The organism is Micromonospora sp. S4605 (assembly GCF_003176715.1).
GTDB classification, from domain to species: Bacteria; Actinomycetota; Actinomycetes; order Mycobacteriales; family Micromonosporaceae; genus Micromonospora; species Micromonospora echinaurantiaca.
Genome location: NZ_QGSW01000248.1, coordinates 1 through 15,359 on the forward strand (window position 1 = coordinate 1; position 15,359 = coordinate 15,359).

General features: G+C 69.2%; 18 protein-coding genes and 3 pseudogenes. 9 read left to right on the plus strand and 12 right to left on the minus strand.

What is annotated here, in order from left to right; all coding sequences use genetic code 11:
• Positions 1 to 156: 156 nt before the first annotated feature.
• Positions 157 to 315: a lytic polysaccharide monooxygenase gene (locus tag DLJ47_RS37785; protein WP_342447641.1), complete on the minus strand. Its 159-nt coding sequence runs from the start codon at positions 313 to 315 to the stop codon at positions 157 to 159.
• Positions 316 to 469: 154 nt separating this feature from the next.
• A pseudogene (locus DLJ47_RS21730) lies at positions 470 to 1,543 on the minus strand (RNA-guided endonuclease InsQ/TnpB family protein); the annotation flags it as partial.
• Here DLJ47_RS21730 and tnpA point away from each other — a divergent pair.
• Together tnpA and DLJ47_RS21740 are read left to right on the plus strand one after the other, a co-directional pair.
• Positions 1,524 to 1,925 (plus strand): annotated as a pseudogene (gene tnpA, locus DLJ47_RS21735) (IS200/IS605 family transposase); the annotation flags it as partial. The pseudogenes DLJ47_RS21730 and tnpA sit on opposite strands and share 20 nt — an antisense overlap.
• 64 nt (positions 1,926 to 1,989) lie before the next feature.
• Positions 1,990 to 3,224 (plus strand): IS3 family transposase gene (locus DLJ47_RS21740; protein WP_109902192.1). Its coding sequence is split into 2 segments (ribosomal slippage): positions 1,990 to 2,269 and positions 2,269 to 3,224, totalling 1,236 coding nucleotides; the frame shifts between segments, so codons are not numbered across the junction.
• On the opposite strand, the gene DLJ47_RS21745 is transcribed toward DLJ47_RS21740, so the two are convergent.
• Positions 3,199 to 3,489 carry a lytic polysaccharide monooxygenase gene (locus DLJ47_RS21745; RefSeq protein WP_233257940.1) on the minus strand — a complete coding sequence of 97 codons (291 nt, stop codon included), beginning with the start codon at positions 3,487 to 3,489 and terminating at the stop codon, positions 3,199 to 3,201. The genes DLJ47_RS21740 and DLJ47_RS21745 overlap by 26 nt on opposite strands.
• 466 nt (positions 3,490 to 3,955) lie before the next feature.
• Between DLJ47_RS21745 and DLJ47_RS21750 the strand changes: the two genes are divergently transcribed.
• Positions 3,956 to 4,537 (plus strand): hypothetical protein, encoded by a 582-nt coding sequence (locus DLJ47_RS21750; protein WP_109902194.1) that lies wholly within the window; start codon positions 3,956 to 3,958, stop codon positions 4,535 to 4,537.
• Between the two features lie 91 nt (positions 4,538 to 4,628).
• On the opposite strand, the gene DLJ47_RS21755 is transcribed toward DLJ47_RS21750, so the two are convergent.
• On the minus strand, positions 4,629 to 5,165 hold the full coding sequence (locus DLJ47_RS21755; protein ID WP_146228161.1) for a hypothetical protein: 537 nt from the start codon (positions 5,163 to 5,165) through the stop codon (positions 4,629 to 4,631).
• A gap of 67 nt (positions 5,166 to 5,232) precedes the next feature.
• On the opposite strand from DLJ47_RS21755, the gene DLJ47_RS21760 reads away from it, so the two are divergent.
• On the plus strand, positions 5,233 to 5,712 hold the full coding sequence (locus DLJ47_RS21760; protein ID WP_199235950.1) for a MarR family winged helix-turn-helix transcriptional regulator: 480 nt from the start codon (positions 5,233 to 5,235) through the stop codon (positions 5,710 to 5,712).
• On the opposite strand, the pseudogene DLJ47_RS21765 reads toward DLJ47_RS21760, so the two are convergent.
• Positions 5,633 to 6,007, minus strand: a pseudogene (locus DLJ47_RS21765) (NADAR domain-containing protein); the annotation flags it as partial. The gene DLJ47_RS21760 and the pseudogene DLJ47_RS21765 sit on opposite strands and share 80 nt — an antisense overlap.
• Before the next feature lie 102 nt (positions 6,008 to 6,109).
• On the opposite strand from DLJ47_RS21765, the gene DLJ47_RS37015 reads away from it, so the two are divergent.
• Positions 6,110 to 6,550: a ribosomal maturation YjgA family protein gene (locus DLJ47_RS37015; RefSeq protein ID WP_446723589.1), complete on the plus strand. Its 441-nt coding sequence runs from the start codon at positions 6,110 to 6,112 to the stop codon at positions 6,548 to 6,550.
• On the opposite strand, the gene DLJ47_RS21775 is transcribed toward DLJ47_RS37015, so the two are convergent.
• The gene (locus DLJ47_RS21775) at positions 6,514 to 7,077 is read right to left on the minus strand and encodes a hypothetical protein (RefSeq protein WP_109902202.1); all 564 of its coding nucleotides are present in this window, start codon (positions 7,075 to 7,077) and stop codon (positions 6,514 to 6,516) included. The genes DLJ47_RS37015 and DLJ47_RS21775 overlap by 37 nt on opposite strands.
• Before the next feature lie 132 nt (positions 7,078 to 7,209).
• Between DLJ47_RS21775 and DLJ47_RS21780 the strand changes: the two genes are divergently transcribed.
• Positions 7,210 to 7,872: a TIGR03086 family metal-binding protein gene (locus DLJ47_RS21780; protein WP_233257948.1), complete on the plus strand. Its 663-nt coding sequence runs from the start codon at positions 7,210 to 7,212 to the stop codon at positions 7,870 to 7,872.
• On the opposite strand, the gene DLJ47_RS21785 is transcribed toward DLJ47_RS21780, so the two are convergent.
• The 5 genes from DLJ47_RS21785 to DLJ47_RS21805 form a co-directional block, all read right to left on the minus strand.
• Entirely contained in the window at positions 7,869 to 8,423 is a 555-nt protein-coding gene (locus tag DLJ47_RS21785) for a GNAT family N-acetyltransferase (RefSeq protein ID WP_109902206.1), read from the minus strand. The genes DLJ47_RS21780 and DLJ47_RS21785 overlap by 4 nt on opposite strands.
• Positions 8,424 to 8,470: 47 nt before the next feature.
• Positions 8,471 to 8,938, minus strand: coding sequence for a nuclear transport factor 2 family protein (locus DLJ47_RS21790; protein WP_146228162.1), 468 nt, complete (start codon positions 8,936 to 8,938; stop codon positions 8,471 to 8,473).
• A 75-nt stretch (positions 8,939 to 9,013) separates the two neighbouring features.
• On the minus strand, positions 9,014 to 9,523 hold the full coding sequence (locus DLJ47_RS21795) for a DUF523 domain-containing protein (RefSeq protein WP_109902210.1): 510 nt from the start codon (positions 9,521 to 9,523) through the stop codon (positions 9,014 to 9,016).
• 674 nt (positions 9,524 to 10,197) lie between these two features.
• Positions 10,198 to 10,941 carry an SAM-dependent methyltransferase gene (locus tag DLJ47_RS21800; protein WP_109902212.1) on the minus strand — a complete coding sequence of 248 codons (744 nt, stop codon included), beginning with the start codon at positions 10,939 to 10,941 and terminating at the stop codon, positions 10,198 to 10,200.
• A gap of 324 nt (positions 10,942 to 11,265) precedes the next feature.
• Entirely contained in the window at positions 11,266 to 11,781 is a 516-nt protein-coding gene (locus DLJ47_RS21805) for a MarR family winged helix-turn-helix transcriptional regulator (RefSeq protein ID WP_109902214.1), read from the minus strand.
• Positions 11,782 to 11,884: 103 nt separating this feature from the next.
• Here DLJ47_RS21805 and DLJ47_RS21810 point away from each other — a divergent pair, with 103 nt between their 5' ends.
• The 3 genes from DLJ47_RS21810 (at position 11,885) to DLJ47_RS21820 (ending at position 14,275) form a co-directional block, all read left to right on the plus strand.
• On the plus strand, positions 11,885 to 12,829 hold the full coding sequence (locus tag DLJ47_RS21810; protein ID WP_109902216.1) for an EamA family transporter: 945 nt from the start codon (positions 11,885 to 11,887) through the stop codon (positions 12,827 to 12,829).
• Positions 12,826 to 13,737 (plus strand): SDR family oxidoreductase, encoded by a 912-nt coding sequence (locus tag DLJ47_RS21815; protein WP_255562321.1) that lies wholly within the window; start codon positions 12,826 to 12,828, stop codon positions 13,735 to 13,737. The genes DLJ47_RS21810 and DLJ47_RS21815 overlap by 4 nt, the downstream gene beginning before the upstream one ends.
• A gap of 124 nt (positions 13,738 to 13,861) precedes the next feature.
• Positions 13,862 to 14,275, plus strand: a complete 414-nt coding sequence (locus tag DLJ47_RS21820; RefSeq protein WP_109902220.1) for a PPOX class F420-dependent oxidoreductase — start codon at positions 13,862 to 13,864, stop codon at positions 14,273 to 14,275.
• Between the two features lie 50 nt (positions 14,276 to 14,325).
• Here DLJ47_RS21820 and DLJ47_RS21825 read toward each other — a convergent pair whose 3' ends face one another.
• Positions 14,326 to 15,348 (minus strand): helix-turn-helix transcriptional regulator, encoded by a 1,023-nt coding sequence (locus DLJ47_RS21825; RefSeq protein WP_109902222.1) that lies wholly within the window; start codon positions 15,346 to 15,348, stop codon positions 14,326 to 14,328.
• Positions 15,349 to 15,359: the final 11 nt, after the last annotated feature.

A 15,359-nucleotide genomic window follows, 5' to 3' on the forward strand; every position in this document is an offset into this window, starting at 1 on the left:
AACGGACCAGGTCAACCGCGTCACGCCGGAACTCTTCCGTGTACTTCGATGGACGCCCCAACGGGGACACCCCTTCCTCTGGACCAACATCCAGTCTCAGGGTGTCCACATCTCAGGGGGAAGCCCAGAGCAGTGCTGCGGTTGCGGTCTGCCTGATCAGACGAAGTCCACGTCACTGCACCACATGTAGGCCTGGTCGAGGTGCGATGCCTGCCAGATGACGAAGACGATGTGGTGTCCGGTTTGACATCCTCTCCGTCCTAAAGGAATCCTTAAGGACGGAGATTCCCTCCACGCTGCGCGTGGACCGCGCAGCGTCCGGGTGGGTTCCCGCTTCCCTGTGCGCCGCCGGCACGGATGCCGGTCTTACGTGCGCTCCACGGGCGTTGAGGTCCGCCTGTCCAGCGGCCCTGACGTTGATGGCGGCATTGACGTCCCGGTCGTGGTGGCTGCCGCAGGGGCAGTCCCACGATCGGACGTTGAGCGCCGTCTTGTTGTTGATGCGTCCGCAGTCGGAGCACATGCGGGTGGAGGGGAAGAACCGGTCCACCCGGGCGAACGTGCGCCCGTACCGGGCTGCCTTGCACTCCAACATCGCGGTGAAACTAGCCCAGCCCGCGTCGTGCACGGACTTGGCGAGCCGGGTCCGGCTGAGACCAGTCACACACAGGTCCTCGACGTACACCGCTTGGTTCTCGCGGATGATCGTCGTGGACAGCTTGTGCTGCCAGTCTCGCCGGGTGTCGACCACCCGCGCGTGAGCGCGAGCGACCTTGACGACGGCCTTCTTGCGGTTGGCCGAGCCCTTCTGCTTGCGGGAGAGATCTTGCTGCAACCGCTTGAGCTTGCGGGCGGCGCGGCGCAGGAACTTCGGTGCGGTCACCTTCGTGCCGTCGGAGAGAACCGCGAAGTGGGTCAGGCCCAGGTCGATGCCGACTTCCGAGTCCGTCTCGGGCAGCGGCTCGTCCATGGTCTGCACGACGAACGAGGCGAAGTACCGCCCGGCCGCATCCTTGATGATCGTCACGGATGATGGGTCCGACGGCAGGGTGCGGGACCAGCGGACCGCGAGGTCGCCGATCTTCGGCAGCCGGAGCCGGCTGTTGTCCAGCACCTTGAACCGGGCGTTCTTCGTGAACCGGATGGCCTGCCGGTTGTCCTTGCGCGACCGGAACCGCGGCGGCGCGACCTTACGTCCCTTGCGCTTGCCGGTGACCGAGGCGAAGAAGTTGCGGTACGCGGTGTTCAGGTCCGCCAGGGCCTGCTGCAACACCACCGCCGACACTTCGCCCAGCCACGCCCGTTCCGGCGTCGCCTTCGCCTCGGTGATCAGACGGCGCGACAGCTCCCCGTCCGAGACGTACTTCTCGCCCGCCTCGCGGGCCTGCCGACGCAGACGTAGGCCGTCGTTGAACACCACCCGCGCACACCCGAACGCCCGGGCCAGCTCGATCTGCTGGCCGGGCGTTGGGTAGGCGCGGTAGTTATACCGGAGCTGCACGACACCATCGTACCATTGGTTTATGGCTGAACTCGAAGGCATTCGCACTGGCAGACACTGTGTTTTCGCGATGCACGTTCACTTGGTTTTCGTTACGAAGTTCCGGCACAAGGTGTTCGGCAACCGGCACCTGTCCCGGATGGAACAGATCATGCGGGACGTGTGCACGGACTTCGAGTCCGAGCTGGTCGAGTTCAACGGCGAGAACAACCACGTGCACCTGCTGGTCAACTACCCGCCCAAGATCGCTGTTGCCCGCCTGGTCAACTCCCTCAAGGGGGTGTCATCCCGCCGCCTGCGGCAGGAATTCCCCGACCTCGCACGCCACTACTACCGGGCCAACAAGCTGTGGTCGGGCTCGTACTTCGCAGGCTCCGTCGGCGGCGCACCTCTAAGCGTCGTGAAGCAGTACATCGAGCAGCAGAACCGTTCCCGTTGTTCCGCACCGGGTTTGATGGAGACATCGAAACCTGGGAGGAACACCAGCGATGCCCGCACCGAAGAAGTACAACGATGAGCTGCGTGAGCGTGCGACCCGGTTGGCGCTCGAGGCCCGCCGGGATCCGGCGTCGGCGGTCGGAGCGATCCGGCGGATCGCCGGTCAGCTCGGGGTTCATCCCGAGGCGTTGCGGACGTGGGTGAAGAAGGCTGAGACCGATGCCGGTGACCGTCCGGGTATTACCAGCAGCGACGCGGAACGCCTCGCCGCGTTGGAACGGGAGAATCGTGAGCTGCGGCGGGCCAACCAGATCCTGAAGTCCGCGGCGAGTTTCTTCGCGGCGGAGCGGGACCGTCCGTCGCGATGAAGGTCGACTTCGTCGACTCCCAGAAGGCCGAACACGGTGTCCAGCCGGTCCTGCGGGCGCTCGAAGACACGCCGGCACAGATCGCACCGTCGACCTACTACGCCGCCAAGACCCGTCCCGCCAGCGCCCGCTGTCGCCGCGATGAGGAGCTGACCGGGGTGATCGAGCGCATCCACGCGGCCAACTACGGCGTCTACGGCGCCCGCAAGATCTGGCACGAGTTGCGCCGCCAAGGCGTGCCGGTGGCCCGGTGCACCGTCGAGCGGCTGATGCGCGAGTCTGGGCTACGCGGGCTGCTGCGCGACAAGTCGCCGCGCACGACCCGTCCCGCAGCCGAGACCGGCCGACCCGCTGACCTGGTCAAACGAGACTTCACCGCAGCCGGCCCGAACCAGCTGTGGGTCGCCGACCTCACCTATGTGCGCACCAGCGTGGGCTGGGTGTACGCCGCGTTCGTCCTCGACGTGTACTCCCGCATGATCGTCGGCTGGCAGGTGTCCACGTCGCTCTACACGGATCTGGCGCTCGACGCGCTGAAGATGGCGATCTGGCGACGCGAGAGTCAAGGCGCTGACCTGCGAAAACTGATCCATCACTCGGACAGGGGAGTCCAGTATCGAGCGATTCGCTACAGCCAGCGGCTCGCCGAGGCAGGCGCCGTCGCCTCCGTCGGGTCCACGGGCGACTCCTACGACAACGCGATGGCCGAGGCGTTCAACTCCCTCTACAAGGCCGAACTCGTCCGCAACCGAGGTCCGTGGCGCGGGCTCGACGACCTGGAGATGGCCACCGTCGAGTACATCGACTGGTACAACAACCGCCGCTTGCACGGCGAACTCGGGCACATCCCGCCCGCCGAACACGAGGCACTACACACGATGACCCAGCCGGTCACCGCACCCCTGAAAACCAGCTAACCAACTCTCCATCAAACCCGGGGCTTGACAGCCAGCACATGGGGTCCTGTTGCTGCATGGCCGGGTTCGTGTGGTTGTTTCCCCAGGTCTGCCAACACTTGTAGGCGCGAGATGCCGGGTTGATGACGGTGCCGTGGGCCTGGGCCGCACCGGCCCAGGGCAGCATGCCGACCATCATGGCGAGCAGCAGGACAGCTGCTCGAAGGGGCTGGCGCACGGCCGGCCGGGATCGCCCGCCGGGTTGATCGGGGCTGCGTGAACGCATGGTACGTCCTCCGTTCTTCGGCTGGATCCGCCATGGGAGCGCTTCCATCACGAGCTTCGCAGCTACCCGTCCGTATATCAATGTTTTTCGATTAATTCGGTGCACCGGGCGGCCGCGACCCGGGGTCGGGCGGGCCATCGCACGCTGAGGGTCATCGATATTGCCGAACCGGGGGCGGGCGTGCTGGAATGGCTCACATCGCCGCAGCGCGGGGGCAACCGCGCTGAGAACGGCCAGCACGGGAGCATCGCAGTGCCGGCAGCGCGCCGCTCTGGCAGACGCACGCGCGCCGCATCGCCGGGCCACCTCCACGACGGCGGGCAGACATCCCCGGGCAACTGTCCCCGCCGTACGTATCCCCCGGTCCGTGTCATCGCGACGGCCGACCCGCTCGACGTCCGACACGCCGGAGGCGTCCGATGCGGTCTGCCGACGCACCACAACCGGTGACGAGGTGAGAAGCAGCATGAATACCCGGGAGAGTTTCGCGGGGTGGTACCGGAACCGCTTCGTGTGGGTGGCGGCAGTCCTGGCGGTGACCGCCGGCGCGGTCCTCCTGACCACCTCGGCCGGCTCCGACGCGGAGCCGACCGATCTGCAGGCGCAGATCCTGACCCGGATGCGGACGACGCTCGAACGTGCGGACCCAGGGCAACACAACCACGCTGGACACACCGCCCAACCGGCCGCCACCGAGGAGGCGGCGAAGCCGACGGTGATCTGCGGGGTCCGCGTCTACGGCTACGAGCCGGCCGAGGCCAGCACGCTCGCCGACGTGCGAACGGTCTACGGCTTCCACCTCTGCGGCGTCGCCGAGCAGAAGCGCCCCTGGGACTGGGCGGTCAAACTGGCCGGCCCCGTGATCATGGACATGTCCACCGAGCCGCCGGGCATCCAGGTCGTCGAGGCGACCGCCGACGTCAGGTTCGTCGACCGGCTGCGGGAGATGTTCCCGGACACGTACGCGGAGCTGGCGGCCAGGGAAGCGCTGGCCGAATCGGAGATGGCCGACCTGCGCCGCCGGTACGACGCCGCGGCCGGGCTGTGAGCGGGCGTCCGGTAGCCGTCATGACGGCCGCCGCCGGCGTCGCGGGTCTTCACCCGTGATCACCAACCCGTCGCAGCGTCTGCGAACGTCGTCAGGTCTCCGCTACCGGAGCGCGAGGAACCGCTACGCCAGGTCCCCCACCCGCGCGCTCCTCGAGTGCCGCACGGACGACGGCCACGGCCCACACGATCATGAACGGGATGATGGTCACGTTCTTGACGGCCAACGTCCAGGCCAGGGCCGTCCTTGGTTCGGCCAGGCCGGCGATCCAGGTGTCGACTCCCACCTTGAAGACGAGCGTGAGCGCGACGAGCACGACCCCGTTCCAGAGCATCGCGGCCCGGTGGCCGGCGATGTAGTCGCTACTGCGCCTGACGTCGGACCAGGTGGGGCGCAGCGTGCGGAGCATGTTCCGGGCGACCCAGACGAGGAACAGCAGCCGGATCCCGTTGGTGAACAGCTCGCCGGCGATCCCTCCGGTCCACGCCCAGTCCTCACCACCGCCCACGGCGAGGAAGCGCTGCGTCGAGGCCAGTACGCCGAACGCGAAGACCACGGGGTAGTGGCGGACGAAGAACCGCAGGGCGGCCACGAGCACGGCTCGAGCCTCGATCCACCCTTTCGCCATGACAACTCCTTCAGATGACTAAACTATTTAGTTATCTGAACCATATGCGATGGTGAAGGATGTGTCCATGGCGATGGATGAGCGAGCGTCAGAGGCGGCAGCGGAGGCAGGAGCCCGGCTCGGCACGGACCTGAGCGACGCCGTCGTGCTGTTCCACGAAGCGCTGGGCTCGCTCATGGGACTGTCGGCGGCGGACCACAAGGCGCTCGGGATCGTGCGCCGGGAAGGTCCCATGTCGGCACGTGAGCTGGCCCAGCGGACCGGGCTGACGGCGGGCGCTGTGACCGGCCTGGTGGACCGGCTGATCGCCGCGGGACTTGCCCGGCGGACACCCCACCCGGGCGACAGGCGCCGCATCGTCATCGAGGCCACGGAGCCGGCGGACGCCGCGGTGAGCGAGGCCGTCGGGCGCATGGTGGCCGGTATGGCGGAGGTGACCAGCCACTTCACGACCGAGCAGCTCCTCGTCATCGCGGACTGGGTCGAGCGCACGACGGCGGTGCTGCGCGAGCAGGCTCAGTCGATCTCGAACCGTTCACCCACCTGACCGAAGGCCTGCGACGGAGCAGGTTCAGACCCTGCCACTGGTTCGGGTCGTCCACGCGGGGGTCGGTGGCGGCAAGGCCGATGCCCCAGACGCGGTTGGCAGGGCTGGCCTCGACGAGCATCCGGCTGCGCGTGCCGGTCAGGTAGGCGGCGAGATTGTCGTGCTGCGCGAACGTGGCCATGTTGCCAGCGACGACCAGCTCGAAGCGGTGGCTGTTCCCCACGGCCTGGTCGAAACCCGCGACCTGGCGGCCCAGGATCTTGACCGCTCCCGGGGACCTGGCCGCCGGGGTCGTACCGCTGTGGATGCCGCACCCGCATCGTGGCGGAGCTGCACCGTCGGTGGGTTGGCTACCATCGCGAAGATGTCGATCACGGCCCGTACGGTGCGGCTGCTCATGCCGGCGGCCGCGCTGCTGTTCCTGGGCCTGGCACTGCTGATCCGCGTCGTCGACGACGGGGCACTACGGCAGTACTCGGGCACCGCGCTGTACGCGTCGATGGTCTGGGCCGGAGTACTGTTCCTGTGGCCGCGGATGGCGCCGTTATCGGCCGGGGTGGCCGCCACCGGGTTCTGCTGGCTGGTGGAGTGCGCGCAGCTGACCGGGGTGCCGGCCGAACTGGCCGCGCGGAGCCTGGCGGCGAGACTGGCGCTGGGTGTGCAGTTCGACCCCGTCGACCTGGCCTGGTACCCGGCCGGCGTGGTGCCGCTGATGGTGCTGCACCACCTGACGCGCACCCGAGCCCGCCCCACGCCGCAACCGCCCGGCGACGTCGCTCCCCACGCCGATCGGTTTGACGATCAGTCCTCCGGACCGTTGGGGCCGAACGCCTCCTGAAGCATCTCCGCGCACTCGATGTCGGTCGCACCCCGCCATTCACCGGTCGTCGGGTCCTGTACCAGCCACGGCTGGCACAGCGTGCCCGCCACCCACTTGGCGAACCAATCGACGATCGTCATGTGCTGGGGGAACGCACACGACACTCCGTCCGGTGCCGGATTTGGATCGCAGCCCCAGACCTGGCCCGTGGCAAGGTCGAGCTCGCTGGTGATGCCGCAACCCCAGTCGCAGAGGATGAGGACACCGCGCTCGAGCGCGACCAGCGCGTCGAGTGCACCCATCCGATGGCCGCCCCGCAGGCCGAGGAGGCCGTAGCCGGGACCGAACCCGCCGTTGCCGACCTCCAGGTAGAGCCGACGCAGGAGCGACGGCAGTGGCCGGCCGGCCAGTTCCTCGGCCTCCGCGACCGCAGCGGGTGACGCCGGTCGAAGGGCCGCTGACCGGCTGTCGGCAAGCCCGTCGAGGTAACCGTCGGTGGTGATCCGTCGGACCACCGCATCAAACACCTCGTCCTCTGTCAGCATGCCCGCAGCGTAGCCCTGGGAGCAGCGTCGCCTCGTACCGCTGAGCGGTGCGCTCGTCAGACCGGGGTGACTCGCGCCTGATCGATCGGGCCGACCTGGCGGGGCCGAGGTGCTGTCCGTCATCGCGTGATCATGCTCGAGCGCACCGTCTTGTCGGTCCCGGCGCGTAGCGTCCGGCAGTGTTCCCGACGAAGGAGAAGCCAGATGACCGACAGTAACGGCAGCCCGGATTTCGCGCCCGCCGCCCGCGCGTTGGAGACGCTGCTGCATGGGGTGACCGACGATCAGCTCGGCGGTCCCACCCCGTGCGAGAGGTGGACGGTCGGCGATCTGCTCGATCACCTCATGGGGCTGACGGTCGCGTTCCGGACAGCTGCTGAGAAGGGATCCGACGCGGCACCGGCCGGCCCGGGCAATCCGTCGGTTGCCAACCTCGATCCGCAGTGGCGCAGCCGATTGCCGGTGCAGCTCGACGAACTGGTCGGCGCATGGCGCGTGCCGGCCGCCTGGACGGGCGAGACCGCGGCCGGCGGGGTGGTGCTGCCGGCCGAGATCATGGGCATCGTCGCGTTGAACGAGCTGGTCGTCCACGGGTGGGACCTCGCCACCGCGACCGGACAGCCCTACGACGTCGACGACCAGACCGTCGAGACGGTCTACGGTCTGGTGTCCCAACAGGCGAGCAGCGACGGCACGCCCGGCCTGTTCGGGCCGTCGATCACCCTGCCCGCCGGCGCTTCCCTGCTCGACCGCGTCCTCGGGCTCACCGGCCGCGACCCCGGCTGGAAGTTCTAGTCTCCGGCGTCCGGCCAGTTCGAGGTGAAGATCCAGTCGGGGCCGTCCTCGCCGACGGTATCCAGATGGGGCGCACGACTCAGGCCGGCGCGTGCGGCGACCTTGAGCGATGCCGTGTTCCCGGGTCGGACTCTCGCGATGATCGGCTGGTCGGGCAGCTGCGCGGTTGCCCAGTTGACGACTGCGGTGGCGGCGTCGGTAGCTACTCCGTTGCCCCAGGCCGACGGGTCGAGGCGGTAGAAGAGGTTCACAACCGTACGGCCGTGCAGCGTCATCAGCTTCAAGCCGCAGAAGCCGAGCGGCTGGCTGGTCTGCACGTGGCGGTGAACCGTCCAGTAGCCGAAGTCGTGCTGGTTCCAGTGCTCGTTCCAGCGTTGGTAGAGCTCTTCGGCCTCAGCCCGGTTGGCGAGCGCGTCGGCGGGATTGTAGGTGTACGCCCTGGGGTCGCTGTGGATTCGGTAGATGGCGTCGATGTCAGCGGGGGTCGGGCGGCGCAGCGACAGCCGCGCGGTCCGCAGTTCCTCGTTGTCGACCAGACCGCCGTGGCCCATGTACCCGATCCTCTCCTGCCGCCGCTGCCGCGTCGCTCGGGCAGGCCTCAGCAGTCGTCCTGCTTCCACTTGCCGTCTTCGCGCACCCACGGCTCCTTGTTCTGGTTGAGGGCAGGCACGTCATAGGTGTAGGTCACTCGGGCCAGATCGCCGGAGATCTGCGCCTCGAAGGTCTTGATCGGCATGGCCTTGCCGTACATCTGCTTGGCGGCCGTCAGCATGCCGGTGAACTCGCTGAGCGTCACGCGTTCCTTGCATCTGGCCGAAAACAGCTCGTACCCGACCGTAGGCTTCGCGTCGAGGAAGGCATCCGAGTACGCCACCACCGCCTGGCGAAGCGCCGCCTCCTCGCTGGGGGCCTGCGCGCTCGGGCTGGGCGCCGCCTCCGACGCCACGGCGGCGGCGGGAGTTGGCGATGTCGAGGACGGAGAGGTTTCCGGCTTGTCGGCGTTGCTGCCGCAAGCAGCGAGGGAGAACACAAAAAGGGGCATTACGATCATGGCTTTGCGGATCATGGCGCGCACAGTACTGCCGCGACAGCCCTCGATACTCGACGGTGTGCGCATTCGCGCGAGTCAGCCGACGCCGTGTCAGCTACCGCCGCGTCGTCGGCGTTCCAGCTCCGCAAGTGTGGCTGCTGCCCGGTCCAGATCGTCGTGAGCGAACACGGGGATGCCGCGGCGGCGCAATGCCTCGGCCGCGACGCCACGCCCCGCGACAGTGACGCCGGTGAAGGTTCCGTCGTGAATGTAGGTGCTGCCGCAGGTAGGGCTGCCGTCGACCAGGACGGCGAGCCCGACGCCCGCCTGCAGTGCCCGGTCGAGGGCCCGCTGCGCCGCCGCCTGGAACAGTTCCGTGACGTCGCGGCCCGATGATTCGTGTACCTGGGCGCGACCGTCGATGACGTCGGCCGCGCTGCCACCGACGATCTCGGCCGGCGGACGCGGCACCGGGAACCCGACGGCCAGTTCGGGACACAGCGGCACAAGGCGCCCCTCGGAGGTCCACCGCTGCCAGATCGCAGAGCTCACCGGTACACCGGTCGCGTTGAACCGCAGGGGCGCCCCGCCCAGGCAGCCGCTGACCAGAACCTTCAGCATGGCGACAACGGGGGCGCCAGCGGCGTCAAGATCGCCTGGTACACGGGGAAAGGCTACCCGACGACCACTGACCCTTGATCGATCAACCAGGCGCAGCTCGTGCCCGGGTCGACGCGCCCGTCAGCACCAGAAAGCGGCGTGGCTGGGAATGGGAGGCTTCCGGTTCGCGCCGGAGGGGCACTCCGCTTCACCTTCCCTGGCGCCAACCCTGGGTGGCCCCTTCGGGGCTGCTGATGGGCCGGACAGCACCGCCGGCATGACCGGACTGGCCGACGTCGCCTGTCGCCCCGGCCCCGCTGGGTCCGGTGCGCCCGGCACCTTTGCGGCGCCGTGCCGCTGCGGCTCCGGCCGCTCCCGCCGCGAGCAGCGCCGCCATCAGCGGCCATCTACGGCGATGTGTGGCGGTTGGTTGCCTCTTCGGAGTGCGACGACGGGCCGCGGCTTCTCGTCCCTGCTGCAGGAACCTCTGCGCTCTCATGTTTTCATTGTCGGCACCCGCGTCGGGCCAGGTGGCGATATCGATGTCAGCGAACCCAGGAGCCCGGTCCGGTCTACCGCGACCCGCACGGTTCAACGCGCGAGGCAGCGCTGTTCCGACCGTGCGCCGTATTCGTTGATTGCCGCTACCAACCACACAGGGCCGCGGTGGCCAGGCCATCCCGTCCACAGCACGGTCAGATGCGGCGGAGCACCAGCGTCACGAAGCCCAGAACGTTGCGGTACCCGCGCAACCACTGATCGCGGTGCTCCGAGGCGACGGTGAGCGCCTCGACGGCGTCCGGATGGCCGGGGTTGTCCAGCGCCCACTCGGTGAGCGAACCGATCCACGACCATTCGTAGTCGTCCCACTCGGCGGCGTCGCTGACATGGGCGTACACCGGCGTCCAGCCGGCCTGCTCGGCGGCGTCGACCAGGCCGGCGAGGTCGGTGAAGTCCTCAGGCTTCGCGTCGAGTGCCGCGAGTGCGTCCCCAGTCGGCGGGACCTGCCAGAATCCCTCACCGACCATCAGGATGCCGTCGGCGTTCACGTGCCGACCGGCCAGCTTCAGTGCCTCGCCGAACCCACCGAACGCGTGCGTCGACCCGACGCAGAGCACCAGGTCGTAGTCGCCGTCCGGCACGTACGTCCGGGCGTCGCGCTCGTGCAGGGTGAGCCGGTCGGCGAGGCCGCGTTCGGCGGCGGCGCTGACGGCGCGTTCGAGGGCGTACCGGCTGACGTCCACGCCGTCGGCGTGCCCGTCGGGGTAGTGAGCGAGGGCCTGCAGCGCCCACGCTCCCTCTCCGCAGCCGAGGTCGAGGACGCGAGCCGTCGGTTGGCGGCCCGCTCGGCGCAGGAGCCGGTTGAGGTTGACACCGGAGATCGGGGCCGCGATCGGGTGGTGCGAGTGCGCGATGCTGCTGAGCCGTTGACGATTCACCGTTGAAGTCAACACGAGTCCGGTCGCGCCCGCCCACCCAGCCCGGCGACGCCGACGAGGATGGCAGGGGCGGCGGCCGGACCAGGGCGACGCAGCGAGTGACGCACAACCACGCCATACCGGCTGACGGCCCGTCGACGACCCACCACCCAGGTGGTCACCGATCAGGTGTTCCGGAACGGCGGTGGTAGATGTTACGCCGCCCGCGTCACCGGCAGGGGCGGCTACTGTGCGGTGGTTCGTCTCGGCCCCACTGCACCTGGAACACCACCGGGGTGTCGAAGTCGTCGTCGGTGGCGGTGTCGAAGTGCAGGTTGGTGGCCGCTACGGGTTCAGGGGATTGCCGGGCGAGGTGTCGCCGAGGCTGGTGAGCAGCTTGCGCAGTAGTCCGGCGAGCTGTTGCTGGTCACGGCCGCTCAGTTCGTCGAGCAGCTTCGCCTCCAGGTCGACATGAGCGACGACGACCTCGTCGATCAGCTCCCGGCCGCGCTCGGTCAGGGTGATCAGCACGCTGCGCCGGTTGGTGGGGTCGACCTCGCGGGTCACGAAGCCCCTGGCCACGAGGCGGTCGATCCGGTTGGTGATCGCCCCGGAGGTCACCATCGCCGACTCGACCAGCTGCCCCGCGGTGAGCTGGAACGGAGGCCCGGACCGGCGCAGCGTGCCCAGCACGTCGAATTCCCATAGCTGCAGGCCGTGCGCGGCGAAGTTGGCACGAAGCTCACGCTCGAGCAGCCGGGAGGCGCGCTGGATCCGGGCCACCACGCCCATCGGCGTGGGGTCGATGTCGGGTCGCTCGGTCCGCCACTGATTCAGCCGCCAGTCGACGTTGTCCTCCACCGGCCTGCCGCCTCCAGGATCTCTCAACGTGAAAATGTTTGACGCTAGCGTAACAGATGGCTACTCTCGTCAACGTTGAACATTTCAACGTTAAGGAGATTGGATGACAAAGGCCCCGAGCCGGCCGGACGCGGGCAGCGCGTCCCGGCCCGGCAGCACTCTGGGACTGACCGCCCTGACCGCGACCGCGCCGATCAGCTGGGGCACCACCTACCTGGTCACCACCGAGTTCCTCCCACCCGGCCACCCGCTGGTGTCCACTGTGATCCGCGCCCTGCCGGCGGGGCTGATCCTGCTCGCCATCACCCGCAGCCTGCCGCGCGGTCAGTGGCTGTGGCGCTCGCTGCTGCTCGGCACCCTCAACATCGGCGCGTTCAACGCACTGCTCTTCGTCGCCGCCTATCGACTGCCGGGCGGCGTCGCGGCGACCCTCGTCGCCGTCCAGCCGTTGTTCGTCGCCGGCCTGGCGTACCTGCTGCTCAGTGAGGAGCCCACGCGCTGGCGGATCGGCTGGGGTCTGGTTGGCGTGGTGGGGGTCGGGTTGATCGTCCTGCGCGGCGAACTCTCCTTCGACCTGGTAGGCGTCCTGGCCGGCATCGCCGCGGCCGGTGTGATGGCCGGCGGGATAGTCCTGACCAAACGGTGGGGACGCCCGGCGGGCGCCGGCGCGGCGACCATCGCCGGCTGGCAGCTCACCCTCGGCGGGCTCGTGCTCGTTCCGCTCGCGCTCGGTTTCGAGGGAATACCGCCCGCACTGGACCATCGTGCGATCGGCGGCTACGCCTGGTTGTCGCTCGTTGGTGCCCTGCTGTCGTACGTCGCCTGGTTCCACGGCATCGGCAAGCTGCCCGTGGTTGCCATGTCGTTCCTCGCGCTGCTGTCCCCCGCGGTCGCCACGATCCTGGGCTGGCTGTTCCTCAACGAGTCCCTGACGCCCTGGCAGGGTGTCGGTTTCGCGCTCGCACTGACCACCATCGCCGCCGCACAACTGACCCCGGACGCCGTCCGCAACCTGGTCCGCATCCCCGCCACCACCAAGGGAGCATGAGCGTGTCCCGCACCGTACTGATCACCGGAGCCACCGGAACCGTGTCCACCGCGCTGCTGCGAGCGCTGAGGGGCAACGACGTGAACCTCCGCGCTCTCGTCCGCGATGAGTTCAAGGCCGACGGCCCACGCGAGCAGGGCGCCGACGTCTTCGTCGGTGACCTCGGAGACGCCCGGTCGCTGCCTCCCGCCTTCGAGGGCGTGCACGACGTGTGGCTGCTCACCCCGAACGGGCCGCGCGCTCCGGAGCACAACATGAACGCCGTATGGGCCGCGCGCCAGGCCGGTGTGGAGCGCATCGTGCGCCTGTCCGTCGTCGGCGCGGCGCACGACGCGCCGAACCGCAGCGGCAGGCTGCACGCGCTCTCCGATCGGGAGACCGAACAGTGCGGCATGCGCTGGACCATCCTGCGCCCACACTGGTTCATGCAGAACCTGCTGAACGAGGCGGGCGACATCGCCGCTACCGGCACGTTCTCGCTGAACATGGCCGCGGCGCGAATCGGGATGATCGACGTGCGCGACATCGCCGAATGCGCTGCCCGCGTGCTCCTCGACGACCCGGACCGCCACCACGGCCGCACGTACACCCTCACCGGTCCGCGCTCGCTGACGTTCGACGAGGTCGCCGACGAACTGAGTCTCGCTCTCGACAGGTTCGTCACGTACCGGCCGGTCGGTGACGACGCCCAACGCACGACGCTGCTCGGCTACGGCGTCCCGACGTGGATCGTCGACATGCTCGAGGAGTACGCGCAGGCGTACGTCTCCGGCTGGGGAGACTTCACCACCGATACGGTCGCGGACCTTCTCGGCCACCCCCCGCGCGGCATCGGAGACTTCGTCCGCGACCACGCCGCGGCGTTCACCCCGGCCGACGACGACGACCGAAACGGGGATCGAGGCTAGTACGGCAGGCAGCACCCCCACCCCGGAGGTGACCGCGAGGCTCAGCGGGGCGGGAGGCCAGGGCTTGACTTGAAGTGCGCTTCAACTCCCATGCTGACTCCCATCGCACGACGAGGAGGCGACCATGGCGGTCTTCACCGAGCGCGAGCTGGCCTATCTACGGGAGCAGCGGCTGGGACGGCTGGCGACCGTCCGCGCGGACGGAACAGTGCAGAACAACCCCGTCGGGTTCGGGTACAACGAGCGGCTGCACACCATCGACATCGGCGGGTACAACATGGCGGCGAGCCAGAAGTTCCGCAACGTCGCCGCCGGTTCCAAGGTGGCGTTCGTGGTCGACGACGTCGCCTCGGTCGACCCGTGGGCGGTCCGCTGCCTGGAGATCCGGGGCGATGCCGAGGCGTTGACCGAGCCCGCCGACTCCGCCGGCCATGTCGGCGGCCCGATCATCCGGATCCACCCACGCCGCATCATCAGCTTCGGCATCGACGCCGACGGTCCGGGTGGGGGCAAGCGGGACGTGCGGCGTAGCCACTGAAGCCCGCTGGCCGGGCCGCGAGATCGAGGACTAGGTGGGCGCGGTGTGCGTCAGCCACCCTCATCCGGGTCACCGCGCCGGCTGGCGGGCGGACGCGGTACCCGGGTGGTCGGCGGCTCGTCGGCGACGGCGGCATTGAAGCGGGCGGCGAGCGTGGCCATCGCGTCCCGCAGCTCCGGCCCGCCCTCGACCCGGAAGTCGATCGGCACGGTGGCCAGCCACTCCTGCGCGTACATCGTCGGGTTGCGGGTGCTGCCGAGGAGTACGCAACCGTCGCCGTACGGTTCGAGTCGACCCATGGGCGGGCGGATCCACGGGGCCACCGCGGCCGGCGGCGCGTCGAACACGACCCGGGTGGTGAACTGCCATCCGCGGCCGAGGTTCTCCTCCAGCGTGGCCACCGCGTCCAGGCCGTCGGGCGGTTCAAATCCGTCGTCGGTCGGCCGGACGCCGCGCACCCGGTCGATGCGGTACGTGCGGATCGCGTCGGCCCGGTGCGAGTGGCACAGCAGGTACCAGCGCCCGAAGCGCACCACGACGGCCCAGGGATCCACCTCCCCCTCCCACTCGGTGCCGGACTCGCCCCGGTAGGTGAGCACCACGCGACGCCGGGCCGCCGAGGCGGCGACGAGGGCGCTGGTGGTGGCGGGATCGGGGCGGGACGCGCGCCGGTCGGGTGCGGCCGACGCGTGGTGCCGCAGGGCTGCCGCCTGCCGTCGGAGCCCGTCCGGCAGCGCCTGGATGACCTTGCTGAGCGCCGAGCCGACGAGGTCGTCGCCGTCGGCCGCCGCCGGCTGGCCGTCGAGTACGGCCATCACCAGTCCCAGCGCCTCGGCCTCGGTGAAGACGACCGGCGGCAGTCGGACACCCCGCCCGAGCCGGTACCCGCCGTACGGACCTCGGGACGACTCGACGGGGATGCCGGCCTCGCGCAGGATGTCCACGTACCGGCGCGCCGCCCGCTCGCTGACGCCCAGGCGAGCGCCGAGCTCGTCGGCCGTCGTACCGGGCCGGCTCTGCAGGATCTCCAGGGCGCGCAACGCCCGTGCGGTGGGGCTGACGTCGTTCCGCACATCAGGAGGTT